Origin of the sequence: [Clostridium] symbiosum (genome assembly GCA_036419695.1) — a bacterium.
In the GTDB taxonomy this organism is placed as follows: Bacteria; Bacillota; Clostridia; order Lachnospirales; family Lachnospiraceae; genus Otoolea; species Otoolea symbiosa_A.
This window is the reverse complement of the sequence record CP143946.1, coordinates 4,386,833-4,405,696: the sequence shown is the minus strand read 5'-3', so window position 1 is coordinate 4,405,696 and position 18,864 is coordinate 4,386,833. Positions and strand designations below refer to the sequence as shown.

Sequence of the window (18,864 nt, the reverse complement as noted above, 5' to 3'; positions counted from 1 at the left end):
GAAGGCTGGGCTGTAACGAATAATCAGGCGTAAGAGAGGAATGGTGACAGGATGGAAAGAACGGTATATCTCCTTTTGGAAAATGGCGAATACTTTGAGGGAAAAGGATTCGGCGCCTCTTTAGACGAAGTGGCCGGAGAAGTGGTATTTACGACGGGAATGACGGGATACCTTGAGACAATCACCGACCCCAGCTATTTTGGACAGATTGTCGTGCAGACATTCCCGATGATCGGCAATTACGGCGTGATTCCGCAGGATTTTGAAAACAAAGAAGTGCATATATCGGCTTATATCGTAAAAGAATGGTGTCAGGACCCCTCCAACTTCAGGAGCAGTGGTAATCTTGACACTTTTTTTAAGGAAAGAAATATTCCCGCCGTTTACGGAATAGATACCAGGAAGCTGGCAAAGACTATCCGTGAAACGGGTTCCATGAACGGAAAACTGACGGTAAAGCAGCCGCCGTATGCAAAAGAGGAACTGGAAGAAATAAAGAAATTCCGCATCCGGGATGCGGTTGAAAATGTAACGCCGGTGGGAAGCAGACTGATTAAAACCGGAGGAGAAACAAAATACAGGGTTGCCCTCTGGGATTTCGGGGCGAAGGAAAATATCCTCAGAGAGCTGACAAAGAGGGGCTGTGATGTATACGACATTGCGGCGTCCACCACGGCGGAGGAAATCCTTGCGCTCGCTCCCGACGGAATCATGCTGTCCAACGGACCGGGTAACCCAGAGGACAATGTGTCCGTGATAGGGGAACTTAAAAAAATTGCAGAAACAAAAATTCCGATTTTCGGCATCTGTCTGGGACATCAGCTTCTGGCTATCGCAAGAGGAGCAAAGACCGGAAAAATGAAATACGGCCACAGGGGAGCAAACCAGCCGGTCAAGGATCTGGAATCGGGCCGCGTCTATATCAGCAGCCAGAACCACGGTTATGAGGTGCTGAAAGAATCACTTCCGGAAGGGGCCGAGGAGACGTTTATCAATGTGAACGACGGCACCTGCGAGGGAATTACTTACCGCGATATCCCGGCGTTTACCGTGCAGTTCCATCCGGAGGCGTGTGCGGGCCCGAAGGACACGGAAGTCCTGTTCGGCCGTTTTATCAGCATGATGAAGGAGTACAAAGAGAAAAACGGGGCAGAGAAAACAGGAGCCGCCGTAGGAGATAACGCAGCAGATAGAGATAACGCAGCGGATACAGAGAAGGAGGAATGGCATGCCGTTAAATAAGAATTTGAAAAAGGTGATGGTAATCGGTTCCGGGCCGATTGTTATCGGGCAGGCGGCCGAGTTTGATTATGCGGGAACCCAGGCATGCCGTGCACTCAAGGAAGAGGGCCTGTCCGTCGTTCTGGTCAATTCCAATCCGGCCACGATCATGACGGACAGCGCTATTGCGGATCACGTTTACATTGAGCCGCTGACACTGAACGTGGTGAAGCGGATTATAGAAAAAGAAAAGCCGGACAGCATTCTCTCCACACTCGGAGGCCAGACCGGACTGACTCTTTCCATGGAGCTGGCGAAAGAAGGTTTCCTTAAAAGCCACGGCGTCACTTTGCTGGGAGCCTCTCCGGAGACGATAGACAAGGCGGAGGACAGACAGTGTTTCAAAGACACGATGGAGGAGATCGGCGAACCGATGATTCCGTCCGAGGTTGTCCGGGCGGTGGACGAGGCATTAAGCTTTGCGGCAAAAATCGGATATCCGGTGATTGTGAGACCGGCCTTTACGCTGGGCGGAACGGGAGGCGGCATCGCAAAGTCGGAGGAAGAACTCCGTGAGATTGCAACAGCGGGCATAAGGCTTTCCCCTATCGGCCAGATTCTGGTGGAGCGGTGCATCGCAGGCTGGAAAGAGATTGAATTTGAGGTAATGCGGGACGGCGCCGGCAATGAGATTACCGTCTGCTCCATGGAGAATTTCGACCCGGTCGGAATCCACACCGGCGATTCGATTGTTATCGCTCCGGCAGTTACCCTGGCGGACCGGGAATACCAGATGCTCCGCTCCGCAGCCCTGAATATTATACAGGCTATGGGAATTGAGGGCGGCTGCAATTGCCAGTTTGCGCTGAATCCCGAGAGCTTTGAATATGCGGTAATTGAGGTGAATCCGCGTGTTTCCAGGTCATCGGCCCTGGCCTCCAAGGCCACCGGCTATCCGATCGCCCGCGTGGCGACGAAGATTGCAATCGGCTACCGTCTGGATGAGATTCCCAACGAGGTCACCGGGGAAACCATGGCCTGCTTTGAACCGGCCTTAGATTATGTGGCGGTTAAATTCCCGAAATGGCCGTTTGATAAATTCGTTTACGGACGGAGAAAACTGGGAACCCAGATGAAGGCCACCGGTGAAGTGATGGCGATCGGAAGAAACTTTGAACAGGCGCTTCTTAAGGCGGTCAGGGGAGCGGAGATTTCCCAGGAGAGCCTGAATATGGACAAGATGGAACGTCTCTCAGAAGAAGAGCTGAAGGAGAAAATTCTTTCCCAGGACGATGAACGGATTTTTGCCATTTACGAGAGCATGAAACGGGGAATGACGGTAGAGTGGCTCCATGAACTGACTAAAATCGACGAATGGTTTTTAAATAAATTGCTCCATCTGCTGGTATTAGAGCGCAGGATGCAGAACGGCGAATTTACCGAAGAACTCCACAGGGAGGCCAAACAGTACGGATTTTCCGACCGGGTGATTCAGGAGATGACGGGGCTTGCAAAAATCCGCCATATTCCGGCGTGCTACAGGATGGTGGACACATGCAGCGCCGAGTTCGCGGCAAGCACACCGTATTTTTACGGTTCCTACGGGGAAGAGGATGAGGCGGAGCCGTTTATCAGGGAGCATTCCACGGGTAAGCCGGTCGTCATGGTCTTTGGCTCCGGTCCAATCCGCATCGGCCAGGGAATTGAATTCGATTATGCCTCCGTGCACTGCGTCTGGTCCTTAAAGCGGGCGGGATACGAGGTGGTCATCGTCAACAACAACCCGGAGACGGTATCCACGGATTTCAATGTGGCGGATCGCCTGTATTTTGAACCTCTGACGCCGGAAGATGTGATGGATATTATACGCGTGGAAAAACCGGCCGGGGCCGTCGTAGCCTTCGGCGGACAGACCGCCATCAGGCTGACGAAATGCCTGGTCGAAAACAACATTCCGGTTCTTGGGACGCCGCCGGACAGCATCGATATGGCGGAGGACAGGGGGCGTTTCAATGCCCTGTTAAAAAAACTCAATATGAAACAGCCGTCCGGCGATACGGTTTATACGGAAGACGAGGCCGTCGATACGGCGTGCCGCCTGGGTTATCCGGTGCTTGTGCGCCCCAGCTATGTATTAGGCGGCCAGAACATGATTATTGCTTATAACGACGACGATATACACGAATATATGAAAATTATCCTGGCCCAAAGAATTGAAAATGCCATTCTGATTGACAAGTACCTGATGGGAACGGAGCTGGAAGTGGACGCCATCTGCGACGGAGAGGATGTACTGATTCCCGGAATTATGGAACATATCGAACGGGCCGGAGTCCATTCGGGCGACTCTATTGCCGTATATCCGGCGTTTATGCTGACAGAGAGCCAGAAGGACCGCCTTGTGGATTACTCCATCCGTCTTGCGCTTTCTCTGGGGACAAAGGGACTGATTAACATCCAGTATGTACTTCATGAAGACAGGATTTACATCATAGAAGTTAATCCGAGATCTTCGCGCACCGTCCCATACATCAGCAAGGTGACGGGTGTTCCGATGGTGGATCTGGCAACCAGAATCATGATGGGAGAGACGTTAAAGAATATGGGGTACAGGACGGGACTTTATCCCTCCTCCCCTTACTACGCGGTTAAAGTACCGGTATTCTCCTTCGAGAAGTTGTCCGACGTAGACACACAGCTGGGACCGGAAATGAAATCCACCGGCGAGGTTCTGGGTATCGCCGGAACGATGGAGGAGGCTCTCTACAAGGGAATGACGGCGGCCGGTTATTCGATGCAGAGAGACGGAGGTCTTTTAATCAGTATCCGTGATACGGACAAGGGAGATTTAAAAGAGCTTGCAAAAACGTTTGTTTCCATGGGATTTCCCATCTATGCCACGGAAGGGACGGCCAGAAAACTGAACAGCGCGGGCATCTCTTCTACGATTGTGAAAAAACCGAAGGAAGCAAAAGAGGGAGAGGAGACAACTATCTCAGTGATGGAAAAGGGCCTGGTAAGCTACGTTCTTTCCACATCGGCCACCGGCCGCCAGCCGGGGCGGGACAGCGTAAGGCTCCGGAGAAAAGCGGTGGAACTGGGGATTCCCTGTCTGACCTCCCTAGACACGGCGGCGGTCCTGGCGCTGAGTCTGGAGAGTAAATACGATGAGAACAATGTGGAGCTTATTGATATTGCCCATATCACCCACAGCGCTTACGGGACCGGAAACATCAATGAACGGAAGGAACGGGCGGAACGGATGGAGGACATCCGGATTCCGGGATATGTGCTTCAGGGGCATGAATAACAGAAGATAGAGTAGAGAGGAGAAATGGAACATGGCAAAATTTATCTTTGTGACAGGCGGCGTCGTATCGGGACTGGGAAAGGGGATCACGGCGGCATCCCTGGGCCGGCTTCTGAAGGCAAGAGGCTACAAAGTAGCGGCCCAGAAACTGGATCCCTATATCAATGTGGATCCGGGGACAATGAGCCCTTATCAGCACGGTGAGGTATATGTGACGGAAGACGGCGCCGAGACCGATCTGGATCTGGGCCATTATGAGCGTTTTATCGATGAAGATTTAAACCGTTTTTCCAATCTCACAACCGGAAAAGTATACTGGAATGTGCTGAACAAGGAGAGAAAGGGAGAATACCTGGGAGAGACGGTCCAGGTAATTCCCCATATCACCAACGAGATTAAATCATTTATTTATTCCGTACAGGAAAAAACGGATGCAGATATTGTCATTACGGAGATTGGAGGCACTACCGGTGATATTGAATCCCAGCCGTTTCTGGAGGCAATCCGCCAGGTGTCCCATGAGACTGGAAGGGGAAACTGCCTTTTTATCCATGTCACGCTGATCCCCTACCTGGAATCCTCCGGAGAACATAAATCCAAACCGACCCAGCATTCCGTAAAACAGCTTCAGTCCTTTGGTATCATGCCGGACATCATTGTGACGAGATGCGACCGCCCGGTGGAGCCGTCTATTTTGAAGAAAATCGCTCTGTTCTGTAATGTGAAGGAAGACTGCGTGATCGAAAACCTGACACTCCCCGTGCTCTACGAAGCGCCGATGATGCTTGAAAATGCCGGTCTCGCTGAGATTGCCCTGCGGGAACTGGGAATTGCCGAAACGCCGGAGGAGTGCGATTTAACCGAGTGGAAAGAGATGCTTGGGCGCATTAAAAACAGCGCCGGTGAAGTGACGGTTTCCCTGGTCGGCAAGTATGTTAAGCTGCATGATTCTTATCTTTCCATTGCGGAAGCGCTCCGTCACGGCGGATGGGAAAATGGAGTAAAAGTTTCCATCAACTGGATCGACAGCGAGAGCCTGACACGGATGACCGCGGCCAAACTGCTGGCTGGTTCGGATGGAATAATCGTACCGGGAGGTTTTGGAATCCGGGGCACTGAAGGAATGATTGTGGCCGCTGAATATGCAAGGAGCAATCAGATTCCTTTCTTCGGCATCTGCCTGGGAATGCAGATCGCGGCTATCGAATTCGCCAGAAATGTGCTGGGATATTCGGACGCCAACTCAAGTGAGTTCGATCCGGCAAGCGCCCATCCGGTCATCGCTCTGATGGAAGAGCAGGTGGGCTGTGAGGATATGGGAGGAACGATGCGTCTGGGGGCCTATCCGTGTCAAATAACACCGGATACAATGATGGAAAAGGCATACCATGCCCGGCAGATCGAGGAGAGGCACCGCCACCGCTATGAGTTTAATAACCGTTACCGCGATGAATATGTGTTGAACGGAGCCGTATTTTCCGGCCAGTCACCGGACGGGAGCCTGGTGGAGGCGATGGAGATACCGGGGCATCCGTTTTATGTGGGAGTCCAGTACCATCCGGAATTCAAAAGCCGCCCCAACAGGGCACATCCGCTGTTTCGGGAGTTTATAAAAGCGGCGGCAGCAGGAAAAAACAGATAGAGGAGGAGAACAAATGAAACTGAATGCAAATTACAGAAACCTGGCTGAGAGCTACCTGTTTTCCACAATTGCCGGAAAGGTGAAGGACTACACCGCATCTCATCCGGGGGCAGAGATAATCCGTATGGGAATCGGTGACGTGACCCTGCCAATCTGTGAAAAGGCGGCGGAGGCATTTTCGCGGGCGGCAATGGAGCAGGGGAATGCAGAGACATTTCACGGCTACGGCCCGGAACAGGGATACGATTTCCTCAGGAATACCATCCGGGATTATTATGGCGGCTTTGGCGTGAAAATCGGAGCGGATGATGTTTTTATCAGCGACGGGGCTAAAAGCGATCTGGGAAATATTCTGGATCTCTTCGATGAGGATAATACGGTTTTAATTCCGGACCCGGTGTATCCGGTCTATATGGATACGAACGTGATGGCGGGAAGAAATATTGAGTACCTGGATGCCAATGTGGGCAACGGGTTTCTTCCCCTGCCTGAAAAAGGGCGGAAGGCCGATCTGATTTATCTCTGTTCGCCGAACAATCCCACCGGCGCCGTGTATAATAGAGAACAGCTCAAAGAATGGGTGGATTTTGCAAATGAACAGGGGGCGGTAATTCTTTTTGACGCCGCTTATGAGTCATTTATCCTGGAACCGGATCTTCCGAGAAGTATTTTTGAGATCGAGGGTGCCAAAACGTGCGCAATCGAATTCTGTTCCCTGTCAAAGCTGGCCAGCTTCACGGGAACACGCTGCGGTTACACGGTGATTTCCGATGAGCTTATACGGGAGGGAATGTCCATCAGAAAAATGTGGCTCCGCCGCCAGACAACGAAATTTAACGGCGTTTCCTATCCGGTCCAGAGAGCGGCCGAGGCGGCTTTTTCCCCGGAAGGATTAGAAGAATGCCGGAAACATCTCGACGTTTACCAGGAAAATGCCGGGGTGATAACACAGACGCTGACCGAACTTGGAATCTGGTATGTCGGCGGGAAGAATTCCCCCTATATCTGGCTTCAGTGCCCGAACGGGATGAAATCCTGGGATTTTTTCGACGAGCTGTTAGATAAAGCCCATGTGGTCGGAACTCCGGGAAGCGGGTTTGGAAAGAACGGAGAAGGATTTTTCCGGCTGTCCGCCTTTGGGACACTGGAAAATACCAGAGAGGCGATGGCGAGATTGAAAAGAATGTGGAGATAAAAATACATCACGGATAGGAAGAAAATAGACCGGAAGCACTTCCAATGAGAGAAAGCTGCTGAAACCGTTTAGACTGTACGTCTGGTTTCAGCGGCTTTTTTGCGTATCAGGGGAGGTTAAATAGTTACTGTTCACAGGCAATATTCCGCGAAGCGTGTTATTGTTCGCAGCACAGCTTCTTTTAGCTGGGGTGTGAACAGTAACGTTAAATAAGAACTGTTGGTATAAAAGGATGATTTAATAAACTATTATCTATTGACATTGGAGTACAAATATGTATAATCAGATTATACAAGATTAGCGAGTAAAAAAATACCTATAAAAAAGGTATAGATAAATTTGACATGACTGTCTGAAATTTGGGAAGGTTTGAAAAACAGAGTTGAGGAGGTGAACGATGTAGGAAAAGCAGAAAGCAGAAAGGAGAAAAGGGAAGTAAGAATGTAAAGCAAAAGGGAGGTGATGGAAGAGATGGTTGAGGCCGGTTTATGGCTAACGGTACAAGTGGATTGTGTATTGACGATGAGTCGGGAGAGTGCCTAATGAAAATTACAAATATTACATATGATTGTGTGGAAGTCCCATTTCCACAGGAGTTTCATCCTACCTGGTATCCTGGTAAAACAGAAAAGGGACAGGTAATCTTTGTTGTCCGTGTCCACACGGACGAGGGAATAACCGGTTATTCCTGCATGGAAGCCCCTCATGGAATACTGCCTATTGTCTGCGAGACAATGGAGTATGCCAAGACGATGGTGGTGGGGGATTCCCCATTTGATATTGAGAAGCTGATGCTGAAATTAAGGAATGTTGCCCGCATTGCCACCCGCCCCTGGGTGATTGAAAATGCCTGCTGGGATATTATCGGCAAGGCGGCAGGCCTGCCGGTTTACCAACTGCTCGGCGGCTGCCGGGATCGGATTCCGGTCTATGCGGCCTGGGGAGAGATCCGTTCCAATGAACAGCGGAAAGAGGATGCCAGGCATCTGGTGGAAAAGGGATTCAAGGCGGTCAAGATCCGCTTTTCGAATGAGAAGATGCGGGATGATATCGCCATTCTGGAAGCAGTCCGCGACGCAGTAGGGGACAAGCTGGAAATTATGGTGGATGCCAATCAGGGAACAGCCTGCGAACGGAATAACGGAGGTTTCCCACCGGTCTGGAGCTATTCGAGGGCCAGAGAAACGGCACGGGAGATGGAGCAGCTTAACTGTACATGGCTGGAAGAACCTCTGTGGCGATACGATTTTGACGGACTGGCAAGGCTGAATGACGAAGTTGATATTCCCATTGCAGGAGGGGAAATTAACATCGGCATACCGGATTTCAAAATTATGCTGGACAAAGGATGTTATGATATTTTGCAGCCAAACTGTACGATGAGCACTGGCATCAGCTATATCAGAAAGATTGCCGCAATTGCCGATAGTTACGGTAAAACGGTAAATCCGCATGCGTATATTCCGGGAATGGGCGTTCTTCAGACCATGCACCTGGTGGCGTCTTATCCAAACTTTACATGGCTTGAATACCCCTGTGATTCTCCTACACTTACTCCGGAAGCGTTCCAGGGGGTATTAAAGGAAAATTATCTGGTAGACAAGACCGACGGATGTATCCCAATGCCGCAGGGGTCTGGTTTTGGCATTGATATAGATGAAGAACTGGTAAAGAAATACAGCGTTATGAAACGGTGACAGGGGAAGGGTTCATTAGAAGAGAATAAGGAGGAAAAACTATGAGTACATTGACATTAATGGTAGTGGTACTGGTTGTTTATCTGGCGGCTATGCTGGGAATCGGCTTCCTTGGAAGGGGGACGGCGGACAACTTTAAGGATTACGTCACAGCGGCTAAAAAAGGTACCCTGCTGATGGTTTGCGGTTCCTATATAGGTTCGCACATCGGAAATGGTGTTGTTGTAGGCGGAGCCGAGTATGGAGCTCAATATGGAATTGGAGGAGCCTGGTTCGGTGTGGGCGCTTCCCTTGGATATATTGTATTTGCTTTTGTTGTTGCACGTAAACTGTACCGGGCGGACGCCCTGACGATCTCGGACGTTTTAAACCAGAGATACGGAAAACGTATTACCGGTACGATTTATGCGGTTGTTAACTGTTTCGCCGCCATGAGTATTATGGCCGGCCAGATTATAGCGGGCAGGAACCTGTTTTCCTACCTGGGCCTCAACCCGGTGCTGGGAGCAACTCTTGTCTGTATCGTTGTATTTATCTATGCAACCGTGTCGGGCCAGTGGGGTGTTATGATGACGGACGTAATACAGTCAATCGTAGTAGTGGCTTGTACGCTGCTGGCGATTCTGTATATGGCGGTAACAGGAGGATTTGGAATTATGAAAGAGGTTCTTCCGGCCAGCAGCTGGTCTATCATGCCGTTTGGAACAGAACAGTGGGTTATGATGTTGTTCCCATCTATGCTCTACGGCCTGGTATCCTGCGCGTCGTTCCAGAGAAATATTTCCGCAAAGGATGAAAAAACAGCCGTTTTATCTGCACTCTGGGGAGGACTTCTGCTTCTTCCGTTTGTCATTCTCCCTGTTCTGATTGGCATGTATGGACGGGCTCTGTTCCCGGATGCACCGGCCAGTAGCATCATGTTCCAGGTTATGCTCGAGGCATTTCCTTCATGGCTGGCGGCTATCCTGATTGCCGCACTGGTGGCTGCCGTTATGTCCACTGTGGATTCCCAGTTGATTTACATTACAGCTTCCTTTACAAACGATATTTACGTTGAGTACATTAACCACAAAGCAGATGATAAGACATTAAACCGGATCGCCCATGTAGTTACGTTTGTTGTAGGGTGTGTAGTTTTGTATCTGGCTTTGAATGCAAAAGAGATTATCTCCATGTTGTCCTATGCTTATACGTTCCTCTGTGCAGGAACTCTGGTTATGTTTGTCGGAGGAATTTTCTGGGGCAAGGCAACCAGGGCGGGAGCAGTTTCAGCAGCGGTAGTCGGAATCTTCTTTGTGGTACTTTACAAATTCTGTGGGGTTAACCTGCCGTACTCATCCGTATTCCCGATTCTGCCGTCCGCTATTGCATTTGTAGTTGTGAGCCTTCTTACCCAGTCACAAATGAAAACGGACGCTTAAAGAGGAGGGGCACACTTCGCGGAATACTGTCTCTGAATAGTTACAATAAAATACAGGATAGATAATAATTTGAGAGGAGATTGAACAATGGAAGAAGTTTTACTGTATGAAAGAGTGGGAAAAGTCGGAAAAGTGATTTTAAACAGGCCGAAAGTGCGCAATGCGCTGAACCGTGAACTTGTAGAAGGTCTGGGCCCGGCGATGCGTCAGGCGGACGAAGATCCCCAGACCAATGTGATTGTACTGTGCGCTGCCGGAGATAAAGCATTCACGGCAGGGTTTGATTTAAAAGAAAGTATCAGCAGCCCAATCGTGAATGTACCGGAGCGCAGAACGAATACACTGATGGAACTTAACAACTGGCGCACCATCTGGGAGGCGAAAAAGCCGGTGGTCGCATCGGTTCAGGGATACTGTATTGGCGGCGGTGTGTGGATGACGCTGATGTGCGATATGATTATTGCCTCGGAGGATGCAAAATTCGGCGAGCCTGAGCTGAAATATTCCTATGCAAACGACGTGCTGATCGAACCGTGGAAGATGACGATGAACAAGGTAAAGGAACTGGCTTTCCTGGGAGATTTCATGTCGGCTCAGGAGCTGCATGCGGCTGGTGTTGTCAACAGGGTGGTTCCATTAGAAAAACTGGAGGAAGAAACCATGAAACTGGCAAACCGTCTGGCCGAACAGCCTCCGGAAGCGATTCGCATGGTTAAATACGAAATCAATAAAACCTATGAGATGATGGGCATACGCAATGCGATGGATTTTGCGGCTGAAATCTTCAATCTGTGCCGCATCAATCAGGTACAGGAGCAGTCGGAATTCAATAAAATTGTAAATGAGCAGGGCCTTAAGGCCGCCCTGGCCTGGAAAGAAGCTCAGGAAGAGAAAAAATAAAATACTGTATGGAGGAGTCAGATGGCACTTTGGCAAGACTTGTATAAAGAGAAAACGATCACGGCCCAACAGGCCGCCGATATGATAAAAAACGGCGACCGAATTATGACGGGCAACAGAGACTGCCGCGCAGTGCTCCGGAAGGTGATGGAACGCCGTGATTTGCAGAATGTCTACTATTACGCTCCGATTATCAATTTTATGATGGAAGCAGAAAATCTGGGAAAAGGCTTCAGGCCGTCCACAAGCTTTTTAAACGGAAGCTCCCACCAGTATTTCTACGAAGACCGTCTGGACTACATACCAGGTGAATACTGGCTCTATGAAAAAATTGCCTCTGAAGGGCTGAACTGCAATGTGGCGTTTCTGGAAGTTACAAAGCCGGATGAGCACGGATATGTTTCAATGGGAACTTGTACCGATTTTATCCGTCAGGCGTGCAAAAATGCGGAACTGGTAATTGCGGAGACCAACACGGAATTTCCTTTTATCCATGGCAGTAATGTTATTCATATCAGCGAACTGGATTACATTGTAGACGAGGGGGAAAACTATCCGCTTCTGGTAGTGCCGGTTGACAATGACGGGGAGAATGCAGAAGTCTACCAGTCTATCGGCGGATATCTGTCGGAACTGATTCCGGATGAAGCAACCATCGAGGTAGGCCTTGGAAGACTCAATGCCGCTTCACTTATGTATCTGGAGAATAAGCATAATCTGGGGGTGCACACGGAAGTTTATGGAGACATCCTGATGAGGCTGACGGAAAAAGGGATTATTACCAATACCAGAAAGAGCGACAGGCCGGGGAAGGCCGTGTTCACCCAGATGGTGGGGACTCCTGAACTTTTTGACTGGTCGGATCACAATCTGGGCCTGGAAATCAACTGCTGCCAGGATGTGCTGAACCCGGGGACAATATACCGCCAGAATAAGATGACCGCAATTAACAACGCCGTGGAAATTGATTTGATGGGACAGGCCAATGCAGAGTTCCTGAAAGGGAAACAGTACAGCGGTCTGGGAGGCCTGTGTAATTTTGCTTCGGGAGCGGCGGCCAACCTGGAGGGGAAATCCATTGTTGTTCTGGAATCGGCCACCCGAAACGGAAAATATTCAAAAATCACCCCATCATTTAAACCGGGAACGCCGGTCAGCCTTCCGAGAACAGCCATTGAATATGTGGTCACCGAACAGGGAGTCGCAAAACTGGTTGGAAAGACACCGCCTCAGAGAACCAGGGAACTGATACGGATAGCACATCCCAAATTCCGCGAAAAGCTTACATTTGAGGCACAAAGGTTAGGACTGATATAATTAATTCTCTATATGAAAAGAGACGGAGAGGAAAAATCATGGGATTTCCTCTCTGTTTTCTCTCCTTTCACAATTATGGGGGTGAAGTGTAGAAAATGAAGAGCGTTCACAGAATATTCTGTGAACTATTTTCGAAAAAATAAGAAATATTGTTTGAATTTTCCGTTGACATTCAATTTTAAATATGTATAATTGGATTATACAAGTGTAATAAAATTCAAAACAAGATAAAATTGAAGAGGAAGGAGTGGCGTATGCCGATTTTATTAGAGGAAGATTATTCCTATCCCCGTCCTGAACTGTACCGGGTGCAGCAGATATTTGACAGGACTGCATTGCCGGAAGTGGAAGCGGCTCTGGAACGTGAATTAGCAAAAGAGAGCATTGCAGCAAAAATCCACCCGGGTATGAAGGTAGCCGTCGCAGTCGGAAGCCGTGGAATTAAGAATCTGTACCTGATTGTAAAGACAGTGGTAGAGGACTTAAAGGCCAAAGGAGCCAGTCCTTTTATTGTTTCGGCCATGGGAAGCCATGGAAATGGTACGGAAGAAGGGCAGAGAGAAGTTCTTACAAGCTACGGAATTACGGAAGAAAATCTTGGAGTCAAGGTAGTCACGACGGTGGATGTCAACTATCTGGGTATGACCCCATCAGGTAAAAAAGTCTATTTTGACAGGGCGGCCATGGAGGCCGATGCAATCATTCCCATCAACCGTGTCAAGCTGCATACGGATTTTGTAGGAGATTTACAAAGCGGATTGTGTAAGATGCTGGTGATTGGGCTGGGTAACCAGATAGGCTGTTCCTCCATTCATGAGGAAGACCCTGATGAATTTGCAGCGATTATAGAGGACGCCGCCGGACTCATTCTTGAGAAATGTAAAGTAACCTATGGGATTGCGTCAATTGAGAATGCGTATGATGAGACGTTCATGGTGGAGGCAGTTCCTGCTGAAGGATTGATAGAACGGGAGAAAGAGCTGGTTAAGATCGCCAGGACCAAAATGCCGATATTAATTCCGCCTAAAATCGATGTACTGATAGTGGAGGAGATTGGAAAGAACATCTCAGGGGCCGGTTACGATCCTAATATATTAGGTAAAAGTTCTGTACTAAAGCAATTCTGTCTCCCGGTTCCGGAAATTAAGCGAATGGTTTTATTGGGAGTTACACCGCAGTCGCATGGGAATGCCATAGGAGTTGGGCTTTTTGACGTGACGGTAAAGGAGGTATTTGAGCAGCTGGACTATGAGGCCATGTATGCCAATGCCGTTGCCTGCCGGTGTATCGAGGACTGCCGTGTGCCGTTAGTGGCGGCCGATGAGGACGAAGCGGTCCGCGTGGCAATCAAGTGTATTAGAAACGTAGAAAAAGAACATCTGCGCATTGTAAAGATTAAGAATACACTGGAGCTGGAATATATCGAAGTTTCAGATGCCGTGTTGAACGACATCAGGGAAGATGAAAGAATCAGGATAGTATAAACGGATTAATCCGTCAAATAAAATTATAAAAAGAAAAAATTAAGGAGGAGGTTTTTATGAAACTGACACAGGAACAGCAGGATATGCTGGATGGAAAGTATGGGAAAGGAACCGCATACGCCATGAAGATTCAGGTGGCCATCGGTGAGTGCTTTGACGCTCCAAGGATGGTGCCGATTACAAGGGCTCACGTGGCGCTTTCCAATCAGGAAGCCGATTTGTGGTTCTGCGAAAAATTACTGAGCGAGGGCGCGAAGTGCCGTATTGCCCCAACCGTCAATCCTGGATTCTGCTATGACTTCTTTACAAAGAGAGATATGGTGGATCCGAAATTTGCCGACTTAATGCAGAGAACCCATAATGCCTATAAGGGAATCGGAGCTCAACTTACATATAACTGCACGCCGTATATTGACACGAATGTTCCAATGTATAAAGAAGTGATTGCATTCTCAGAGTCCAGTGCAACTCCTTACGTCAATTCGGTATGGGGGGCGAGAAGCAACCGTGAGGGAGCCAACAGCGCGCTCTGTGCTGCCGTAACCGGTTTTGTACCGGAATATGGTCTTCTACTGGATGAGAACAGAAAAGGCAATATTCTCGTAGAGGTAGAAGCCGACATGAAGACGGCCTACGATTACCATATCCTGGGTATGTTAGGGAAGAAGATTGGTGAGGGAATTCCAGTATTCACCGGACTTCCCAAAGAAACCATCACGAAGGAAGCGCTCAGGAACCTGGGAGCAGAACTGAATACATCGGGAGCCTACGGCATGTACCATATCCTCGGCGTAACACCGGAGGCGCCGGATCTCACGACCGCTTTCGGCGGCAAAGAGCCGGAGAGAAAGGTGGTAATCACAAACCAGGATATGGAAGATATCCTGGAAGAGATTTCCCTGGAAGGAAACCGCCCCATCGATTTTGTCATGTTTGGATGTCCGCATTTTACACTGGATGAGGTAAAACATATTGCCGAAAAGATCGAAGGAAAGAAACTGGAAAAAGAAATGTGGATCTTAACCTCCAGCCTTGTAAAAGAAATGGCGGAGAGGATGGGATTAGACGAGATTATTACGGAAGCAGGCGGATTTATTGTGCCGGATTCCTGTCCGGATCAGCCATGCTGGCGCCATCTGAACGGAAAAGTGGGTGTAACGGAGTCTCCGAAGTGCGCGTACTATCCGCAGAGAAGAGGGATCCACTTTGTCATCCGCGATTTAGATACATGTATAGAAGCGGCATTAACAGGGGAGGTAAAATAAAATGAAAAAATACAGCTGCCATAAAATATCGGAAGGTTCTGCAGAGGCGGAGGCAATCGTTTCAAAGGATCACATTATGTTCTATCTGATGAACCCTGAAACAGGGGAGGTTATTGAGAAGGCCCACGATCTGGAGGGAAGATCGGTGGCAAAGAAAGTGCTGATATTCCCGGGTGGAAAGGGAAGTTCTGTAGTTCAGGCAGATGGTTTATACCAGCTTAAGATGCATCAGAACATGCCGGCTGCGATGATTGTGCAGTTCCCGGAGACCGTTCTTGTATCGAGTGCCATTATCATGGAAGTGCCGATGGTGGATAAGGTTGACCCGGCTTTTTATGAGGATGTAAAGGATGGGGATATAATCAGAGTGGATGCCGATAATGGAATTATAGAGATATTGTAGTTTTTAGAATTATTTCCAATAATGTTGTGTACTGTTTATTAGAGCCACAATAATAGTCAAAACTGTAAACAATCATGATAAGACACCTTTTTAAGCAGAATGTATTTTCAAACACGCTCTGGACAGGTGTCTTATTTAATAGTAAAATGATCATAATTAATCAGGCGTATGGATACCATTTTTAATTTGTATTGTTATTGCCGAAAAGATTTATAAAATTTTCAGACAAGGAATTATGTGAATGGGCGAACAGAAGAGTTTATTAAGAAAAACGCAGAAGCCGAGCTACGTACAGATGGCTTATGATGGAATCAAAAATCTGATTATTGAAGAGGAGATAAGCCCGGGTGAGTTATTAAGTGAGAATCAGCTGGCCGCTTATCTGAACATGAGCCGGACACCTGTGAGGGAGGCGATACGCCGCCTGCAGGCAGAGGGATTCCTGGAATCCAGGAAAGGTCTGGGAACCTTCTTAAAGCCACTCACATCAAAGGATGTAAGAAATATATATGAGGTCAGGGAGGCGCTCGAATTAATTGCCTGCGAGACTTCGATTTTTCAGATTACCGACGAAGAGATAGAAGAAGTAAGGAGCAGCCTTCAGTCCCTACTTGACCGGCACGCAGCCGGTGAAGAGATAGACAGGATGGAATTCAGCAAGCTGGACAGTCAGTTTCACGATTTGATTGTCCAGAAATCAAATAACGGATATATTAAAATCCTGATGGATCAGATTTATTTTAATGTAGATCGCTACAGAGTTATTTCGTACAGTATATCCCTCGATTTGGAGGAGAGCACGAAACAGCACCTGGATTTGCTGGACTGTCTGAAAGAGAGGGATCTTCAGAAATTGAAGACGGCGCTCAGCGCGCACCTGGAATGGTCCCTGGAACTGCTTTTGAAACATCTGGAGCTTTAGCGCTGTAGAAAGGAAGAGAGCAATGAAAATTGTAATATTAGACGGATATGTAAAGAATCCGGGTGATTTAAGCTGGAAGCGTTTTGAGGAGCTGGGAGAATTAAGGATTTATGACAGGACTCCCGCCGACGATGTGGATTTAATTATTGAGAGGATAGGAGATGCGGAGGCTGTATTGGTATCCAACGTACCATTGACCGGGAAGGTAATTGAAAGTTGTCCCTCTATCCGTTACATCGGTTTATTGTCAACCGGATATGATGGTATCGATATTGCCGCGGCCAGGGAGAAGAATATCCCTGTATGTAATATCCCGACCTATGGAACCAACTCGGTTTCCCAGTTTACGATCGCTCTGCTGCTGGAAATTTGCAGCCGCGTCGGCCATCACGGAGACGCCGTGAGGGAGGGAAGATGGGGGAATCAGCCGGATTTCTGTTTCTGGGATTACCCGCTTATTGAGCTGTCGGGAAAAACTATGGGTGTTGTAGGCTTTGGACGGATTGGACAGAGGACGGCCGCCATCGCCGCTGCAATGGGAATGAAGATTCTCTATAACGACGGTTTCAGGAAGCCGGAACTGGAGAACGAGAATGTGAAGTTTGCGGAGCGGGAAGAACTGTTACGGGAATCCGATGTCATCGCTCTCCATTGTCCGTTATTCCCGGATACCAGGGGAATGATCAACCGGGAGACAATCGCAGGGATGAAGGACGGAGTCATTCTGCTGAACAGTTCCAGAGGAGCCCTTATTGTGGATGAAGACCTCGCCGAAGCGCTGAACAGTGGAAAAGTGTATGCAGCAGGCCTGGATGTCGTCTCGGAGGAACCGATATCCATGGAGAATCCTCTGCTTACTGCGCAAAACTGCATCATCACCCCGCATATTGCGTGGGCGGCCAAAGAGAGCAGGGCAAGACTTCTGGAGACAGCGGCTGATAATCTGGCGGCTTATGCGGCCGGAAAGCCGGTAAATCAGGTGAATTAAGAACAGAGCAGTAATAAAGAAAAGAGCATCAATAGAGAAAAGAGGAGCAATATGGCCAAAAGCCGTTTGCTCCTTTATTGAAGGCGGTGACCTGGCCGGGGAGTGTGCGGGCAACGTTTTGGGAGGTGGTTCGGATGGATATAAAAGTTCTTAAATATTTTGTACAGGTTGCCCGGGATCAGAGTTATACGCGGGCTGCGGAGCGCCTGTATCTGTCCCAGCCGGCATTGAGCAAGCTGATAAAGAAACTGGAGCGGGAACTGAAAGTGCCGCTTTTCCGGGTTCAAAAGAGCGGAGTTTATTTGACGGACTATGGGGAGCAGTTTTATCAGCGTGTCGTGCCAATCATTGCGGAGTTTGACTCACTGTCCGCCTTTGTTGAGACCATGCATTCGGCGCCGGTTGGGAAACTGAAACTGGGTGTTACCCCGATGATAGCATCTCTTTATGTGGTTGACATTGTGACAAATTTTAACAGACAGTGGCCGGATATTGAATTACAGCTGATAGAGGATGGGAGCCGGAGGCTGAGAAAGATGCTTCTTGACGGCAGTTTGGATCTGGCCCTCGGGATTACAGGGGAATCCTTTCCGGAACTGGAGGATACCGTCCTGTTTGAGGATGAGATGGTTGTGATTGCATCCGTAGAAAATCCGCTGTCCCGGTATCCGTGCGTTACATTCGAACAACTGGAGCATCAGAAATTTAATCTTTATACTTATTCATCCGCTTTGTCCCAGCAGATTACAGAACGCTGTGTGAAGGCCGGATTTATCCCAAAAGTGAATATATCCAGCTCCAAGGTCAATTTTATGCTCCAGATGACGGAGTGCGACAGGGGAATCTGCATTCTGCCACGTCCCTATGCCGTACAGAGTCATTTAAGTCCCGGGGTGACAATTATTCCCTTAAAGGAGAGATTCCCGTGGGAGGGAACTCTGATGCAGAATAAAAATACGTACAAAACTTATATTATTAAGCTGTTTGAGCGGTTTGTAGTGCAGTATTTTGAACAGAGAAGACAGCTGCAGGAGACAGACGGATAACAGAATAAAGGAAAAGAACAGATGGAACTTCCGGGCAATGACGGCCGGAGGTT

General features: G+C 48.7%; 14 protein-coding genes. All 14 read left to right on the top strand.

The window, feature by feature from the left end:
• Positions 1–51: 51 nt before the first annotated feature.
• The 14 genes from V3C10_19745 to V3C10_19680 all read left to right on the top strand — a co-directional run bounded on the left by V3C10_19745 (position 52) and on the right by V3C10_19680 (position 18,811).
• Positions 52–1,242 (top strand): carbamoyl phosphate synthase small subunit, encoded by a 1,191-nt coding sequence (locus V3C10_19745; protein WVP61510.1) that lies wholly within the window; start codon positions 52–54, stop codon positions 1,240–1,242.
• Positions 1,229–4,531 carry a carbamoyl-phosphate synthase large subunit gene (gene carB, locus V3C10_19740; GenBank protein ID WVP61509.1) on the top strand — a complete coding sequence of 1,101 codons (3,303 nt, stop codon included), beginning with the start codon at positions 1,229–1,231 and terminating at the stop codon, positions 4,529–4,531. Before V3C10_19745 ends, carB begins: the two co-directional genes overlap by 14 nt.
• Positions 4,532–4,562: 31 nt before the next feature.
• Entirely contained in the window at positions 4,563–6,173 is a 1,611-nt protein-coding gene (locus V3C10_19735) for a CTP synthase (GenBank protein ID WVP61508.1), read from the top strand.
• Between the two features lie 13 nt (positions 6,174–6,186).
• Entirely contained in the window at positions 6,187–7,368 is a 1,182-nt protein-coding gene (locus V3C10_19730; GenBank protein WVP61507.1) for an LL-diaminopimelate aminotransferase, read from the top strand.
• 542 nt (positions 7,369–7,910) lie between these two features.
• Positions 7,911–9,065 carry a mandelate racemase/muconate lactonizing enzyme family protein gene (locus tag V3C10_19725; GenBank protein WVP61506.1) on the top strand — a complete coding sequence of 385 codons (1,155 nt, stop codon included), beginning with the start codon at positions 7,911–7,913 and terminating at the stop codon, positions 9,063–9,065.
• Positions 9,066–9,106: 41 nt separating this feature from the next.
• Positions 9,107–10,486, top strand: a complete 1,380-nt coding sequence (locus tag V3C10_19720) for a sodium:solute symporter family protein (protein ID WVP61505.1) — start codon at positions 9,107–9,109, stop codon at positions 10,484–10,486.
• 87 nt (positions 10,487–10,573) lie between these two features.
• Positions 10,574–11,386, top strand: coding sequence for an enoyl-CoA hydratase-related protein (locus tag V3C10_19715; GenBank protein ID WVP61504.1), 813 nt, complete (start codon positions 10,574–10,576; stop codon positions 11,384–11,386).
• Between the two features lie 21 nt (positions 11,387–11,407).
• Positions 11,408–12,703, top strand: coding sequence for an acetyl-CoA hydrolase/transferase C-terminal domain-containing protein (locus V3C10_19710; protein ID WVP61503.1), 1,296 nt, complete (start codon positions 11,408–11,410; stop codon positions 12,701–12,703).
• Between the two features lie 254 nt (positions 12,704–12,957).
• Positions 12,958–14,187, top strand: coding sequence for a lactate racemase domain-containing protein (locus V3C10_19705; GenBank protein WVP61502.1), 1,230 nt, complete (start codon positions 12,958–12,960; stop codon positions 14,185–14,187).
• A gap of 56 nt (positions 14,188–14,243) precedes the next feature.
• Entirely contained in the window at positions 14,244–15,452 is a 1,209-nt protein-coding gene (locus V3C10_19700; GenBank protein WVP61501.1) for an aconitase X catalytic domain-containing protein, read from the top strand.
• Position 15,453: 1 nt separating this feature from the next.
• Complete coding sequence (locus V3C10_19695; protein ID WVP61500.1) at positions 15,454–15,855, top strand: DUF126 domain-containing protein; 402 nt, start codon at positions 15,454–15,456, stop codon at positions 15,853–15,855.
• Positions 15,856–16,096: 241 nt separating this feature from the next.
• The gene (locus V3C10_19690; protein ID WVP61499.1) at positions 16,097–16,777 is read left to right on the top strand and encodes a GntR family transcriptional regulator; all 681 of its coding nucleotides are present in this window, start codon (positions 16,097–16,099) and stop codon (positions 16,775–16,777) included.
• 22 nt (positions 16,778–16,799) lie between these two features.
• The gene (locus V3C10_19685; protein ID WVP61498.1) at positions 16,800–17,765 is read left to right on the top strand and encodes a D-2-hydroxyacid dehydrogenase; all 966 of its coding nucleotides are present in this window, start codon (positions 16,800–16,802) and stop codon (positions 17,763–17,765) included.
• 134 nt (positions 17,766–17,899) lie between these two features.
• Entirely contained in the window at positions 17,900–18,811 is a 912-nt protein-coding gene (locus V3C10_19680) for a LysR family transcriptional regulator (GenBank protein WVP61497.1), read from the top strand.
• Positions 18,812–18,864: the final 53 nt, after the last annotated feature.